The organism is Bacteroidales bacterium, assembly GCA_041671145.1.
GTDB lineage: Bacteria > Bacteroidota > Bacteroidia > Bacteroidales > JAHJDW01 > JAQUPB01.
On the sequence record JBAZBZ010000004.1, the window covers coordinates 1 to 17,158 of the forward strand.

Annotated in this window: 11 protein-coding genes; all 11 read left to right on the forward strand. The window is 31.9% G+C overall.

Translation table 11 applies throughout. The features are described 5' to 3' along the window. Nucleotides 1-3,910 (forward strand): gliding motility-associated C-terminal domain-containing protein (locus WC223_02150; protein MFA6923031.1); only part of this gene is annotated, 3,910 nt, incomplete at its 5' end. A 148-nt stretch (nucleotides 3,911-4,058) separates the two neighbouring features. Beyond that, on the forward strand, nucleotides 4,059-4,835 hold the full coding sequence (locus WC223_02155; protein MFA6923032.1) for a radical SAM protein: 777 nt from the start codon (nucleotides 4,059-4,061) through the stop codon (nucleotides 4,833-4,835). 238 nt (nucleotides 4,836-5,073) lie between these two features. Then, nucleotides 5,074-5,736 (forward strand): hypothetical protein, encoded by a 663-nt coding sequence (locus tag WC223_02160; GenBank protein MFA6923033.1) that lies wholly within the window; start codon nucleotides 5,074-5,076, stop codon nucleotides 5,734-5,736. A gap of 24 nt (nucleotides 5,737-5,760) precedes the next feature. Beyond that, nucleotides 5,761-6,531, forward strand: coding sequence for a 5'/3'-nucleotidase SurE (gene surE, locus WC223_02165; GenBank protein ID MFA6923034.1), 771 nt, complete (start codon nucleotides 5,761-5,763; stop codon nucleotides 6,529-6,531). Continuing rightward, on the forward strand, nucleotides 6,521-6,814 hold the full coding sequence (locus tag WC223_02170) for a hypothetical protein (GenBank protein ID MFA6923035.1): 294 nt from the start codon (nucleotides 6,521-6,523) through the stop codon (nucleotides 6,812-6,814). The genes surE and WC223_02170 overlap by 11 nt, the downstream gene beginning before the upstream one ends. Nucleotides 6,815-6,823: 9 nt before the next feature. Further along, entirely contained in the window at nucleotides 6,824-7,954 is a 1,131-nt protein-coding gene (gene lpxB / locus WC223_02175) for a lipid-A-disaccharide synthase (GenBank protein MFA6923036.1), read from the forward strand. A 190-nt stretch (nucleotides 7,955-8,144) separates the two neighbouring features. Beyond that, nucleotides 8,145-9,287 carry a SpoIID/LytB domain-containing protein gene (locus WC223_02180; GenBank protein ID MFA6923037.1) on the forward strand — a complete coding sequence of 381 codons (1,143 nt, stop codon included), beginning with the start codon at nucleotides 8,145-8,147 and terminating at the stop codon, nucleotides 9,285-9,287. An 81-nt stretch (nucleotides 9,288-9,368) separates the two neighbouring features. Then, nucleotides 9,369-11,471, forward strand: a complete 2,103-nt coding sequence (locus WC223_02185; GenBank protein MFA6923038.1) for a ComEC/Rec2 family competence protein — start codon at nucleotides 9,369-9,371, stop codon at nucleotides 11,469-11,471. A gap of 388 nt (nucleotides 11,472-11,859) precedes the next feature. Then, a complete protein-coding gene (locus WC223_02190) occupies nucleotides 11,860-13,578 on the forward strand; it encodes a hypothetical protein (protein MFA6923039.1) in 1,719 nt (572 codons plus the stop codon). Between the two features lie 78 nt (nucleotides 13,579-13,656). Next, on the forward strand, nucleotides 13,657-16,290 hold the full coding sequence (locus tag WC223_02195; GenBank protein ID MFA6923040.1) for a valine--tRNA ligase: 2,634 nt from the start codon (nucleotides 13,657-13,659) through the stop codon (nucleotides 16,288-16,290). Nucleotides 16,291-16,293: 3 nt separating this feature from the next. Next, nucleotides 16,294-17,133 (forward strand): hypothetical protein, encoded by an 840-nt coding sequence (locus tag WC223_02200; GenBank protein ID MFA6923041.1) that lies wholly within the window; start codon nucleotides 16,294-16,296, stop codon nucleotides 17,131-17,133. Nucleotides 17,134-17,158: the final 25 nt, after the last annotated feature.

The window sequence follows — 17,158 nt, forward strand, 5'->3', positions numbered from 1 at the left end:
ATCATATACATGGAACATTTCTCTGACGGGCTCAGATATAACAGTTGCTCCAACCTTAACAACAACATACACAGTAACAGGAGTAAATGCATCGGGATGTTCAGGAACTGGTCAGGCAATTGTAACAGTGAACTCAAAACCAGGCGTAACAGCAACGGGAGGAACAATTTGCAACGGAGGAAACATAAACATTTCGGCAAACAATGCAACAACATACACATGGAATACGGGCTCAAGCAGTAATCCGTACAATGTAAATCCGACAACAGCAACAACATATACGGTGACCGGAACAAATGGAAATGGCTGTACAAATACATCACAGGCAGTTGTAACCGTAAACCCAAAACCAAATATAACAGCCACAGGCGGCTCAACATGTGCAGGCTCGCCAATATGTATAACTGCAAGCAACGGAGTTAGCTATACATGGAACACTAACTTTGTTGGTAGTTCGTTGAATGTGTCTCCAACAATAAACACAACATATACAGTAACCGGAACAGATGTGAATGGATGCACAAACTCTACAATAGCAGCAGTAACAATAAATCCAAGCATTACAATAAGCACAACAGACAAGACAATATGCAATGGAAGCACAACAATTATTTCCGCATCAAACGGCACATTATATACATGGAGTACAGGAGCGTTAACTTCAGATATAACAGTAAGTCCAAATAATACCATCACATATTACGTAACAGGCATAAACGCACAAGGATGCACAGGTACAGGACAAGCAGTAGTAACAGTAAATCCAAAACCAAACGTAACAGCAACCGGAGGAATAATTTGCAACGGAAACATCTTAGCAATAACGGCAAGCGGAGCAAGTAGCTATGCGTGGAGCGGAGGGCTTGGAGCGGGAAGTTCTATTACAGTTAATCCAGGTGTAAACATAACATATTTTGTTACAGGAACAGATGCAAACAGTTGCACAAACACAGCAGAAGCAGTAGTAATTGTAAACCCATTACCGAATATAACAGCAACCGGCGGCTCAACATGTGCGGGTTCTCCAATGAATGTAATTGCAAATAATGGCAACAGCTTTACATGGAATACCGGTTTTGTTGGCAATCCGTTAAATGTAACACCAGTTGTAAATACAACATATTCAGTAACCGGAACAGATAATAATGGATGTACAAACACAGCAGAAGCAACAGTAACAATAAATGCAACAATTTCAATAAATACAACAAACCCTGCAATCTGCAACGGAAATACAACAATTATTTCAGCATATAACGGAACACAATATACATGGGAAACAGGAGCAACGATATCTGATATAACAGTAAACCCAACCACAACCACAACATATTTAGTAACAGGAATAAATGCACAAGGATGCTCAGGCACAGGGCAAGCAGTGGTAACCGTAAATAATTTACCAAATGTAACGGCAACAGGAGGTACAATTTGCAATGGAGACAATATAAATATAATTGCAAATAATGCGACAACATATACTTGGAATACCGGTTCAAATAACAATCCGTATAATGTAAATCCCAACACAACTACAACGTATTCAGTAACCGGAACAGATAATAATGGATGCACAAACAGCACTCAGGTAACAGTAGCAGTAAACGCATTGCCAAACGTAACTGCAAGCGGAGCAACAATCTGTAATGGAAATAATATAGATATTACAGCAATCAATGCTATCACATACACATGGAATACCGGCTCAAACAACAATCCATATAATGTAAATCCGAATCAAAGCACAACCTACACTGTAACCGGAACCGACAATAACAGTTGCACAAACACAGCACAAGCAATAGTAACAGTAAATCAAAAACCAAACATAACAGCAAACGGAACAACAATCTGCAACGGAGCAAACGCAAGCATTACAGCAAGCGGAGGTACAAGTTACACATGGAGTACAAGTTTTACAGGTAACCCGTTGAATGTTGCACCAACAATAACAACAACATATTCAGTAACCGGAACAGACATGAATGGCTGCACAAACAGTACGCAGTTGGCAGTAGCAGTAAACGCATTGCCAAATATAATAGCCACAGGAGGCACAATTTGTAATGGAAACGACATAAACATTACAGCAAATAACGGAATAACATATACATGGAACACCGGCTCAAATGACAATCCATATAATATAACTCCAAACCAAAATACAACATATACAGTAACCGGAATAGATAACAATAGTTGCACAAACACAGCAGAAGCGTTAGTAAACATAAACCCATTACCAAATGTAACAGCAGCCGGCGGCTCGATGTGTGAAAATTCATCATTTGCGATAACAGCAAGCGGAGCAAACACATATATATGGAATGATGGAACAACAATAAATCCTAAAACAGTATCGCCGAAACAAACAACAAGTTATACAGTAACAGGCACGGATAATAACTCATGCACAAACGTTGCATCATGCAATGTATGCGTAATGTCGGCATTAATACTAAATGTATTTCCGAGCGAAATATGCAACGGAGGAACAGCAACAATATCGGCAACAAACGGTAGCAGTTACACATGGAATACAGGAGCAACCACATCAACACTGACAGTATCGCCAACAGTAACAGCAACATATTATGTAACGGGAACAAATATAAACGGATGTACGGCAACATCTTTTGTATCGGTAACAGTAAATCCAAATCCACAGGTAAATGTAGCAGACAAAGCAGTATGTTTCGGAGTAGCAGTAACATTAAATGCAACAGGTAACGGAGGAACAACACCATATAATTATAACTGGTCTCCGGCAACCGGCTTAAACCAAACCACAGGACAAACAGTAACAGCAAATCCGGCAATAACAACAATATACACAGTAACAATAACCGACAACAAAGGATGTGTTGGAACAAACACCGTAAATGTAGGCATATCACCACAGATGACAGCAATAATAATAAACAAGCAAGATGCAACATGCAGCCAAGCAAATGGAAATGCAACAGTAAATGCAAGCGGAGGAACACCATACACAACAGGAATGATAAATTATAATTGCTTGTGGAGCAACGGAGCGACAACACCAACAATAAACAATCTGAAAGCAGGAACATATACGGTAACAGTAACTGATTCACTCGAATGTACAGCAACAACGACAGTAACAATAGGCGATACGCCGCCATTAACACTAACACTAACAACAACACCAGAACACTGCAATAGAGCAGACGGAACAGCAACAGCAACAGCAAACGCACAGGGAGGAAGCAACTACACATACGTTTGGAATACAGGAGACACAACAAAAACAATAAATAAATTAACAGAAGGAATATACACTGTAACTGTAAAAGGAACATGCAAAATAACAGGAACAACAACTGTAAACGAAACATCGGGTCCACAAGCCGATTTCACTTACACTCCTTCAATTCTTGATATATTTGAAAACACAACTGCATTATTTGAAGATTTATCAACATCAGGCGGACAACAAATAGTAAAATGGCAATGGAATTTTTATGATGATAATTCAATATCATACATAAAGCATCCTACACATACATACCAAGAACCGGGAACTTATACGGTTTGTCTCAAAGTTACCGACTCTGAAAATTGCACCGATTTAATATGCAAGCCAATTGTTGTAAAAGATATTTTCACAATTTACATACCAAATGCTTTCAGTCCGAATGGGGATTTGCTCAATGAAGGGTTTATTCCAAAAGGATACCGCATTGACCCGAACGATTTCAAAATGCTCATCTTCAACCGTTGGGGAGAAGAAATATACAAAACTACAAATTTCAACACCCCATGGAATGGAAGGTACATGAATAAAGGCGATTTGGTACAGGTTGGTGTTTATGTTTACAGAATTACCATAAAAGAACTTGATGGACCTAAGCATGAGTACATTGGAAGGGTTAGCGTGATAAGATAAAATAGTTTAAAGTTTCTGATTTTGTTGTTAGTTGTAAGAATTTCACAACTTCAAAGTTTAAAAAAATAAAATGGCAAATGGATTAAATCTGTTTGCCATTTCTTTTTTAATAAAAAAATATATATACTTTTGCAAATATTTGAAATCAATGAATACAATATTATTCAACAAAATAATTTTCGGTCCTGTTTTCAGTAGACGTCTTGGACGTTCGCTCGGAATTAATTTGCTTCCAACAAATAAGAAGTGTTGCAATTTCAATTGTATTTATTGCGAGTGCGGATGGACTACTAAAAATAATATTGAAAAAGAAGAGTTTCCACCTGCCATATTAGTGAAGGAAGCATTGGAAAAAAGATTAAATGAATTAATTGCAACAGGGCAGGAAATTGATAATATTACTTTTGCGGGAAACGGAGAGCCAACAATGCATCCGGAGTTCATAAAAATTATTGAAGATACAATTTCCATACGCAACAAACTGATGAATAATGTTAAAATATCAGTTTTAACAAATGCTACTTCCCTTGCCAATTCTAAAATTTTAGAAGCCCTTAATAAAATTGATAATTGTATTTTAAAGCTCGATACCGGAAAAGAAAGCACATTTAAAATTATTAATCAACCTGTTTCAAATATTACACTCGGTGAAATTGTAAACAATATCAAAAAATTTAAAGGAAAAATAATTATTCAATCACTGTTTGTAAAAGGTTTTATCAACAACACTAAAATTGACAACACAACAGAAGAAGAAATAAATGATTGGCTTAAACTTATTAAAGAAATAAAACCTGAGCTTATAATGATTTACCCGATAGCACGACCAACTCCATCAGGAAATCTGGAGAAAATTTCAAATGAAAAATTAAAGACAATTGCCGAAAAAGTTATTAAATCTGGCATAAAAGCAATTGCTTATTGATATATTCATTATATTTGAAAACAAATAAAATTTATTGTATGAAATATCCATGCAAACAAAAAAAATGCACAAACCGTAAATGATTAAATGAGCAACGCAACTTTTAACAAAGTAATGCATGGATATTCACGAGCAGGTTGTGTGGTTGGCTTTTGCGGGAGTGAGTAACTAAAAAAGTTTATTAACTAAAATAGCAAATTAACAGCAGAAATTTCAATTGCTTACAAAATTTAAACACATGAAAAAAATATTCCTCATAATTGCAATAATGACAATATTTTCATTTTCATTTGCACAAAAAATAAAAGTAAAAAGCAACAGGGAAAGCATAGGAGGAGGAAAGAATGATGTTTTAACCGTAACAATTTATGAAGCAAATGAAGACGCTGCTGAAAAATCGTGGCGAAATATTATGAAAGGTTATGGAGCTAAAGTAAGTTCCGGAAGCGAAATTGTTGCGAAAGGCGCTACAATTAAAGATATACTCGATAAGCCAATTGATATTTATGCAAAAATTCAAAAGGGTTCTGACGGAATTACTTTTATTGTTGCTTTTGATTTGGGAGGAGCTTTTTTAAGTCAATCTACACATCCCGATAAATACAGAGTTGCAGAAAAAATTATTCGCGATTTTGCCGTTGATGTTACAAAGGAAGCATTTGAATTATTGCTGAAAGAACAAAATAAAAAACTTGACGGTATTCAGCATAAATTCGATAAACTTGTAAAAGAAAACGAAAAATTACATAGCGAAATTGAAAAATATAAAAAAGAAATTGAAAATGACGAGAATGATATTAAAGAAAATCTGACAAATCAGGATAACACAAAAAAAGAACTTGAAACCCAGAAGAATACAATTGATGAAATTGGAAGCAGACAGAAAAAAATAGAGTACTAAATCGGTAAAATCTTAAAAATACTTATGGGTAAACCATTGATTTTTGTTACGAATGATGATGGAATTGATGCAAAAGGATTAAGGGTTGTTATTGATATAATGAAAGAAATAGGAAACGTTGTTGTTGTTGCTCCCGACAAATGTCAGTCGGGAATGTCGCATGCACTAACGGTAAACGCACCTATAAGATTAAAAAAAATCAAAGAAGAAAAAAATTATGTTGAATATAAATGTTCGGGAACGCCTGTTGATTGTTTAAAAATTTCATTGAGCCAAATTCTCAAACGCAAACCCGACTTATGTATTTCGGGAATAAATCACGGTTCCAATTCATCAATAAATTTTTTATATTCAGGAACAGTGGCGGTAGCTTTAGACGGAGCATTGCACGGAATTAATTCCATTGCATTTTCTGTTTGTGATATTTCTCCCGAAACTGATTTTTCGCATATAATAAAACATGTAAAAACAATAACACTTCAAACTCTCAAAAACGGTTTGCCGAGAGGAACTTGTTTGAATGTAAACATACCGCAGGCAAACGGAAGTGAAATAAAAGGAATAAAAATATGCAAGCAGGCAAAAGCAAATTGGAACGATTATTATGTTGAAAAAACCGATGCGTCGGGCGAAAAATTTTATATGCTTGCAGGCAGTTTCGAAAATCAGGATAATGACGAATGTGCCGACCATTGTGCAATTGAGAATTATTATATTTCTGTAGTACCTTTACATATTGATTCTACAAATTATAATTTTATTGATAATTTAAAAACATGGAATTATGAGAAATAAATTCGACAATTTGTGGCTGGGATTATCTCTTGGATTAATTGTTCCGTTCATAGTATTGATAATTTTTTATTACAGCAAACACAAAGCATTAAGTGTTAGCGAATTTATTTCATTAATGAAAGGAATGAACATTTTTACGAAAATACTCAGTTTATGTGTTGTTCCGAACCTTGGTTTATTTTTTATTTTTGTCAGGAAAGATTTTCTTTTTTCAGCAAAGGGTGTTTTATTTGCAACATTAATATATACAATTATTGTTTTTATTTTGTTTTTTGCATTATAAAGTTTAGGAATGAAATATTATATTATTTGTGGTGAGGCATCGGGTGATTTACATGCTTCAAATCTTATGAAGCAAATTAAATTGCTCGACCATGAAGCTGAATTTCGCTTCTGGGGCGGCGACCTTATGGAGAAACAAGGCGGAAAAATCGTAAGGCATTATAAAGAGCTTTCATTCATGGGCTTCTGGGAAGTTATTTCAAACATAAGTGTTATAATTAAAAATATTGAATATTGTAAAAAAGATATTCTTGAATATAAACCCGATGCATTAATACTTGTTGATTATCCTGGATTTAACTTGCGCATCGCCGAATTTGCAAGAAAAGAAAACCTAAAAATATTTTATTACATCTCTCCTCAGATATGGGCATGGAAACAATCGCGTGTAAAAAAAATAAAAAGAGACGTAGATAAAATGCTTGTAGTTCTTCCTTTCGAAAAAGATTTCTATAAAAAATTAGATTTTGAAGTTGAATTTGTCGGACATCCATTGCTTGACGCTATTGATGACTTCAAACAAAATATTATAAGCAATGAAATTTTTATTAATAAAAATAATCTTAACGAAAAACCAATTGTTGCATTGCTTCCGGGAAGCAGAAAACAGGAAGTTTCAAAAATACTTCCAATAATGCTCGATTTGCAATCAAACTTTGAAGATTATCAATTTGTAATTGCCGGAACCGAAGCAATTTCAAAAGATTTTTATTATGAACTCATTAGAAACAGAGATATAAAAATTATTTACAATCAAACTTACCAGTTGCTAAATCATTCTTATGCAGCACTTGTGAAATCGGGAACAGGAACGCTGGAAACTGCATTGTTTGAAGTTCCCGAAGTTGTTTGCTATAAAGCAGTGAGAACATCATACTTCATCGCAAAATATCTTATAAGTTTTAAACTAAAATTTATTTCGCTTGTTAACCTTATAATGAACCGCAAGATTGTTTCTGAGCTTATTCAGGAAAATTATAAAAATATAAATTTGAAAAATGAACTCGGCAAAATTCTTAATGATAAAGAATGCCGCGAAAATATGATAAAAGAATACAAAGAATTAAGAAAAAATCTTGGCGGTATTGGCGCTTCAAAAAGGTCTGCTGAAATAATTATTGACTATCTTAGAAAAAATTAGTTCGTTGTTTAAAATGTTTGTTGTTTGTAGTTAAAAAATGTAAGTTTATTAGGTAAAGCCAAACTATATATTCTTATCCATGTACCCCTAAATTATAAAAATATTTTCTTTGATGAAATGAACTGAAACAACAACAAACAACGAACCACAAACTTTTTAAATTATTCTAAAAAATAATAATTAATACCTGATGTTAAAAAAACTATTAATTTCTCTTCTTATAATACTTCCTTTTATTTCAAATGCTTCAAGAGTGAGGGTGCGTATTCTATCGGGAACTGATATAGCTTCCATGTTTTTTATTCCTGTATCCAATAATTATGAAATTTTTTCCGACACTAATAAAATTTATGAACTTTCAAAAGCCGACACATTATTTATTTTAGTGGAAAATAAATTCATTAAGCTCAAAGCAAAAAATGGCAAAATAGGTGTATTTGAAAAAATTTATCTGAAGAAAAAAGGATTTATGAATAATTTCAAAATCAAATCTCTGCATCCCGAAAGCAAAGAATTTATGTTTGATGATGATTTGGAAATTTCAGTTATTGATAATAAAAAATTACTTCTTATTAATAATGTTGATATCAATTATTATGTTGCCGGTGTTATGGAAGCTGAAGGCGGAAGACAAGCAAATATGGAATTTTATAAAGTGCAGGCAATATTATGCAGAACTTTTGTAATGAGCCACTATCGCCGTCACGAAAAAGAAGGATATAATGTTTGCGATAAAGTTCATTGTCAGGTTTACCGAGGCAGATGCAAGCAAAGTAATATTCTCATGGCGGCTCTTTCAACCAAAGGAATGGTTATAGCAAGCGATTCAAACAATCTTATAATTGCTTCTTATCATTCAAACTGCGGAGGACAAACTGTTAATTCGGAAGATGTATGGTCGAAAAAAATCTCTTATCTGCGTTCAGTAAAAGACAGTTTTTGTGTACATTCTTCAAATGCCTTCTGGACAAAAAAAATTTCCGTAAAGGATTGGGAAAAATATTTACTGAAAAAATATAAATTAACACCAAAAGACAGTTTACACAAAAACGTTGACTTTAGCTTTCACCAACCGCATAGAAAAGTATTTTTATATGACAGCACAAAAATAAATCTTCGCGAAATCCGTACCGACTGGAATTTAAAATCAACATTTTTTGAAATCACCAGAGATGGAGATAATCTTATTTTCAAAGGCAGAGGATTTGGTCATGGAATAGGACTTTGCCAGGAAGGCGCCATGAAAATGTCGAAACTTGGCTACAATTTCCGAGGTATAATAAATCATTATTTTACTAACGTAAAAATAGTTTATCAGGATATTCCTAAATAAATAGTTTAAAGTTTGGCTACTTTAAACCTTAAACTTTAAACTATTTTCTATATTTGCAGTAACCCAACATTATAAGCTTTTATGTTTTTCTGGAATCAGGCACCGTTGTTCAGATTAATTATTCCATTCATTATCGGTATTTATGCCGCAATTCAGTTTCAAAAAGACAATCCATTTTTAAAAATTTTATTAATAATTATTTTTCTTTCTCTGCTATTTTTCACTTTCTTAAAAAAATTGAAATATGGTAAACAATGGTTCTATGGGCTTTTGTTAAATTCTGCTATATTTTTTTCCGGATACCTTATAACTATTTCCAATATTGAAATTTTTAGTGAATATCATTTTTCAAAACAAATGCAAAAATCCGGTATGGTTGTCGGAAAGGTTATAAAGCCGGTAGTTATCAAGGAAAAAACCGTAAAAGTAATAACAGAGATTGAAACATTATATGATAAAAACTATTGGCAAAACAGCCAAGGAAAAGTAATTCTGTGGCTTCAAAAAGACAGTGCATCACAAAAAATTGAATATGGTGATTTGTTATTATTAAACTCTGCATTTACGGAAATTAAACCGCCGCAAAATCCCGAAGAGTTAGATTATAAGCGTTATCTGTCGTTTCGCAACATATATCATCAGGCATATATTAAAAATTCACAGTGGAAATTAATTGCAAAAAATAAAGGGAATTTTTTTATGGCTTTTGCAATAAAACTTCAGAAAAAAATTCTGAATATATTCAAAGAAAATAAAATTGAAGGAAGAGAATATGCAGTTGTTTCCGCATTAGTAGCCGGTTATACCGACAATATCGATACTGAAACTTTAAGGGCTTTTGCCGATACCGGCGCAATGCACATACTTTCTGTTTCGGGTTTACATGTCGGAATTATTTACTATGTTTTAAATTTAATATTACTTTTTCTGAACAAATACAAGTACGGAAGAATTTCAAGAGTTATAATTTTGATTTCTTTTTTGTGGTTATATGCATTTATTACGGGATTGTCGCCTGCTGTGCTGAGAGCAGCAGCAATGCTGAGTTTTGTTATTATCGGAAAATCATTAAAAAGAGATGTAAATATTTATAATACTATTGCTGCTTCGGCATTTCTATTACTTATCATAAATCCTTTTAATTTAACCGATGTGGGTTTTCAATTATCATATCTTGCAGTCGTAGGCATTGTTTTTATTGAGCCATACATTCATAATGTTGTAATCTTTAAAAATAAAATTGCCGAAATCATCTGGAAAATGTTCTCGGTATCAATTGCAGCACAAATAGCTACTTTCCCGCTCGGAATATTTTATTTTCATCAGTTTCCGAATTATTTTCTTGTTTCAAATCTTATTGTTATTCCGCTGAGCACTATTGTTATTTATCTTGCAATAGCTGTTATTGTTTCATCTCCGCTTCATTTAATTTCTTTTTATCTTGCAAAAGCATTGGCATTTTTCACTTTGCTGATGAACAATGTGATTTTTTATATTGAGCATTTACCATTTTCAAAATTTTACGGCATGTATATAAATTCATCCGAAACATTGATTTTATACCTGATAATTTCTTTTATCCTTTCTTTTATAATTCTGAAAAGACCTGTATTTGCAAACATAACCATGGCTTTGCTTGCTATTTTTATTTTATTCACACTAATTGAAAGATTTGAAAATTTAAAGAAAAAAGAATTTGTGGTTTATTCCATAAACAAAACTTCTGCAATAGGTTTTGTTGATAAAAATAAAAATATTCTGTTATCAAATTTTAAAACAAACGAAGCCGGCAATTTTTCTTATCATCTCTCAAATCATTGGAATAAGCTGGGTTATAAAAAACCTGATACTTCAATAAATTTATCAGCAGGGTTAAAATATTTTTCTGATAATTTTTTTATTTATAATAATTGCATTCAATATTATGATAAAAAAATAATGATTATAAATAATAAAGATTATGATTTTTCAGGCGATAAAAAATTAACATTCGATTATGCAGTAATAACAGGTAATTCAAAAATTAAAATAAAAGATATACTTTCAAAAATAAACGTTAAAACAATTATTATTGATTCATCAAATTCACTTTATAAAACAAAAAAATGGCTCGAAGAATGTGAAAAGTTTCAAATTGCTTGTCATGCCGTTTCACTTGACAAAGCTTTTGTGATTGAGCTTTAAATAATTTAGTCATTGGTCATTAAGTCATTAGTAAAACTTCGATATTCAAAATTCGATGTTCGGTATTCGACATTTACAAATCAACAAACTTTATTTGCTAAATTATTAATTGTTTTTATTTTCTGATTGTAAAATAAAAATAATAAATTAATTTTACTGAAAATAATTATTTATTGTCCGACTAAAATAAGTAGTAAAAAGAATTTTTTTAAAATAAGTAAAAAACACTCATATAAAATTTGGACTAAAGTCCAAAAGGTGTTTTTTTGAGTAGCCACGACCTTAAGGTCGTGGCAATAAAACACAGCACAAACGGGCTTTAGCCCTAAAATAATATTTTTTAACCGGACAATAGTATAAAATAACCTGATTCTATATAACTTTTTGTATGGATAAAAATAAAAACACCACAAATTCACAGCTCAAAAATATTTCTGAAAGTAAATACTTAAAAGGAAAATTACCTTTACTTTGGCTTGCAATAGCGATTTTTTTGGTCTTTTCGAAATCTCTGTTTTTTGATTATATTTACTTTGATGACAACCTGCTGATAAAAGAAAATCTTTTTAACCTGAAGAAAATTTCATACATTAGCCATGCTTTCAAAGAAGATGTTTTTAATTTAAACGGACAGGGGTCATATTACCGTCCTGTTTTTACAGTAACACTGATTTTAGATGCAATTATAGGAAACGGAAATTTCGGATGGTTTCATTTTACAAATATTATACTGCATATTATTGCTTCTTATTTTGTATTTCTTTTATTTCTCGAACTTAGTTATCGGAGAAAAAAATCATTTATTTTCAGTTTTATTTTTGCACTTCATCCTATAATTACACAGGCAGTTGTGTGGATTCCCGGAAGAAACGACAGTTTGCTTGCGGTTTTTCTACTGCCATCAATAATTTATTTTATCAAATACTTAAAAACAAATTCGGTTAAATATATTTTTCTTCATTTAATATTTTTCATATTGGCAATTCTGACAAAAGAAACTGCTGTTATTTTTATTCTTATCGGCGGCTTTTATTCATATTTCATTCTTAAAAAGTCTTCAAAAAAATATTTGCTGTTATATTCAGCGTGGATTCCTGTGCTGGCTCTCTGGTACATTGTCAGAAAATTTGCTATGTGTATAAACCCCGAAGTATCATTCCTGGAAATAATTAAAACTATTCCCGGAATATTTTCCTATTTGGGAAAAATAATTTTCCCTTTTAATCTTTCCGTTCTTCCTGTTATGGAAGATATTTATTTTTCAATTATAATCGGAATTATTGCAACTTTAATTTTAATTTATTTTATTAATAAAGATAAAGAAAAACGATTGAACTTTTTATTTCTGGGAATTTTGTGGTTTGTATGTTTTCTTGTTCCTTCCTTTTTAATAAAATTTACAAATGATGTGGTTTTCTCCGAACATAGAGCTTACATTCCTTTAATAGGAGTGTTAATAATGCTTATGGAAATTAGATTACCTGTAAAAGCTGATTCTACTGATAAAAATCTTAAAACGGTTTCATTTATTGTTATAATCATACTTGCAGCTACATCATTCATATATAGTTTAAAATTTAAAGATAAATTCACATTCTGGGAAAATGCAGTAAAAACATCGCCTTCAAATTCTTTTAACTACACCAATATAGGTTCGCTATATTGCAAAGATGAAAAATATGAAATTGCAGAAAATTATTTAAAGGAAGCATTGAAGATTCACGAAAATGATTTTCTCGCTAATACCAATCTTGGTTATATTTGCATGAAAACCCATCGTGATAAGGAAGCGCAACAATATTTTCTGAAAGAAATTAAATATAATCCTAATTGCAGCGATGCATATTTATTTTTAGGATTGCTGTATATGAGAAGCGCAAATAATCCCGATTCCATTGCAATTATCTGCTGGAAGAAAGCAATTGAAATTAACCCTCACAAAAGTGATGCCTATTATGAACTGGCGTTATATTATACATTTAAAAGAAATAATGAAGCACTTGAAGAGCTGAAGAAGAAATCTTCAAAATATTTAATAGACCAGCAAATATTTAAAACCTGCGAAGATAAAATCCGGAATTTCAGAAAACACGGAACTTTGAAATAAATTACGAAGTGGTGAAGTAATGAATTTGAGAATTTGAGAGAGTTTTGTAAATTCGCAAAAAGATAAAATAATCCAATTATGGAAATTGCAAAAAAATTCGACCCCGCCTTGTTTGAAGATAAATGGTATAAATACTGGACAGAAAAAGGTTTTTTTAAATCTGTTCCCGATGCGAAAAAACCATACACAATAGTTATTCCTCCACCAAATGTTACAGGTGTTTTGCACATGGGACACATTTTAAATAATACTATTCAGGACATTTTAATAAGAAGAGCACGCATGCAGGGGAAAAATGCCTGCTGGGTTCCGGGAACCGACCATGCTTCAATTGCAACAGAAGCAAGAGTCGTAGCAAAATTAAAAAATGAAGGCATTGAAAAATCAAATTTAACAAGAGATGAATTTTTGAAACATGCATGGGAATGGACTCATAAACACGGCGGAATAATTCTCGAACAACTTAAAAAACTTGGTGCCTCGTGCGATTGGGAAAGAACAAAATTTACGATGGACGATGATATGTCCGAATCGGTTATTGATGTTTTTATTGATTTACACAAAAAAGGATTTATTTACAGAGGTGTTAGAATGGTTAACTGGGACCCTAAAGCTCTTACTGCAATTTCAGATGAAGAAGTAAATCACAAAGAAGTAAAATCAAAACTTTATTATGTTCGTTATAAAATTGATGGCACAAATGATGAATGGCTGTCAATTGCAACAACACGTCCCGAAACAATACTCGGTGATAGTGCCGTTTGCGTTCACCCCGATGATGAGAGATACAAAAAACTAAAAGGAAAAAATGTAATTGTTCCATTAATAAACCGCAAAATTCCTGTTATATTTGATGAATATGTTGACATGAGTTTTGGAACAGGAGCATTAAAAATTACACCTGCTCACGATATTAACGATTATAATCTTGGCATTAAGCACAAACTTAAATCAATAGATATTTTCAATGATAACGGAACTCTCAACGAGAATGCAGAAATTTTTATAGGTGAAGACAGATTTACAGCACGCGAAAAAGTTGTAGAAGAATTAAAACAAAAAGAACATTTAGTAAAAGTTGAAGAAATCACAAATAATATAGGTTTTTCGGAACGTACCGACGAAATTATAGAACCAAAACTTTCGCTCCAATGGTTTTGTGATATTACCAAAATAGCAAAACCAGCACTCGAAGTAGTTGAAAACAACAAAGTTAGAATTCATCCTTCAAAATATAAAAACACTTATCGCCACTGGATGGAGAATATTCACAACTGGTGCATTTCGCGTCAATTATGGTGGGGACACAGAATACCTGCATATTACCTGCCCGATGGCGAAATTATTATTGCCAAAACAAAAGAAGATGCCTTTAAAATAGCGAAAAATAAAAATGCAAATATTAAAATCGAGAATTTAAAACAAGATGAAGATGTTCTTGATACATGGTTTTCGTCATGGCTATGGCCAATTTCTGTGTTCGACGGAATAAGAAAGCCAAATAATAATGATATTAAATATTATTATCCGACTGATGTTTTAATTTCTGCTCCTGATATTCTTTTCTTCTGGATTGCACGAATGATAATGGCTGGCATTGAATACAGAAAAGATATTCCATTTAAGGATGTGTATATAACAGGAATGGTTAGAGATAAGCAAGGGCGGAAAATGTCGAAATCGCTTGGTAATTCACCCGAGCCGATGGAACTGATAAAACAATACGGAGCCGATGGTGTTCGTGTTGGAATGATGCTTTGTTCTCCTGCCGGCAACGACTTGCTTTTCGATGAAGGACTTTTGGAGCAGGGTAGAAATTTTTCAAATAAAATATGGAACGCATTTCGCCTGATAAAAGGATGGGAAGTTGACGGAAACATTCAACAACCTGGTTATTCAAAAGTAGCGGTTGAATGGTTTGAGGCAAAATTCAATGAAAGCATTGAAACAGTAAATTCTCATTTTGAAAAATACAGAATTTCCGAGGCATTGATGATAATGTACAAATTGATGTGGGATGATTTTTGTTCATGGTATCTGGAAATGATTAAACCGGCATATCAACAGCCAATTGATAAGAAAACTTACGATTCAACAATTGAAATTTTTGAAAAGCTACTAAAATTTTTACATCCCTTCATGCCTTTTATTACAGAGGAAATATGGCATTTAATAAAAGAAAGAACAACTCAAGATTGTATAATTATTTCCAGATTGCCCGATGTTGAAAAATACAAAAAAGAAATTATTGATGATTTTGAATATGTAAAAGAAATTATTGTTTCTGTAAGAAATATACGACAGAGCAATAATATTTCTTTTAAAGAAAAAATAGAACTGAAAATTAAAAAAACTTCTTCAACTTTCGATTTAAAATATTTTGAGGAATTAATCATTAAGCTTTTAAATCTGACTCAAATAAATTATGTAGAGGAAAAACCTCAGGGAGTAATATCATTCCTTGTTAAATCAGATGAATTTTATATTCCGTTTAATATAACAGGTGATGTTGAATCTGAAATAAAAAAACTTAAAGAGGAAGTTTATTATCTGGAGGGGTTTTTAAATTTAGTGAATAAGAAACTTAATAATGAAAAATTCGTAAAAAACGCAAAAGTTGAAATAATAGAAACAGAACAAAGAAAAAAAGCCGATGCAGAATTAAAAATCAGCGTAATTAAAGAAAAAATAAAAAACTTTGAAAAAAAGTAAAAAATGTCAGAAGCATTAGATATAGTAGGTGAACCCAAAAAAATAATTTTTAAAAGAGTTGTTAACTCGGGTATTTTATTTGCTTTGTCTTTTATTTCAATAAATTTTATCCAGAATTTGGTTAGTGCTATTATTGGTGAATTCTATAATTTAAGCCCGATTTTATTTTTTTCTCATGTAAAATATACAAATAAAATTATTTTTAACCACTATTCTATTTTTATCAATTATTTATCAGGACCTTTTACTTGTTTAATAATAGCGGTTTTGTCGTTCAGATTTTTCAATGCTTTAAAAAGAACAGGCGGACTTTTAAAAGTATTTTTTCTTTGGCTGGGAATAATCGGCTATGTGATGTTTTTTGGGCAATTCGCAATAACTTTAGTTTTTCCCGAAAGACATGTGGGTTCAATTTATAATTTTTTTGATATTAGTATAACTTATGAAGTAATTTCTATTCTGGCTTCCTTTTCAAGCATGGCAGTTTTGGGCATTAATATTTCAAAGTATTTTATGTATTTGTCGCATACCCGCTATTATATAAAACACAGCAGCACAAGACAGGAATTCGTAATGCAAACCGGTATTTTATCATGGATATTAGGATTTGTATTATGTTTTCTTTTTTATATACCATTCCATAATTTTTTCATTATATTAATGCTTATTTTTAATGGTATTGTTGTTGGTGTTGTTTATTTTTTCTCAAAAAATAAAAGCAACAAGTCCGTACACATATCCCGAAATCAGTCATTTTCTAAAATTTCAGTAAAAATAATTTATGTACTTGTTATAATGTGGATAATCTTTCATCTCACTCTTGCTAATGGAATAGCCATATAGTGTTGTGTTAAATATAAAATGACGT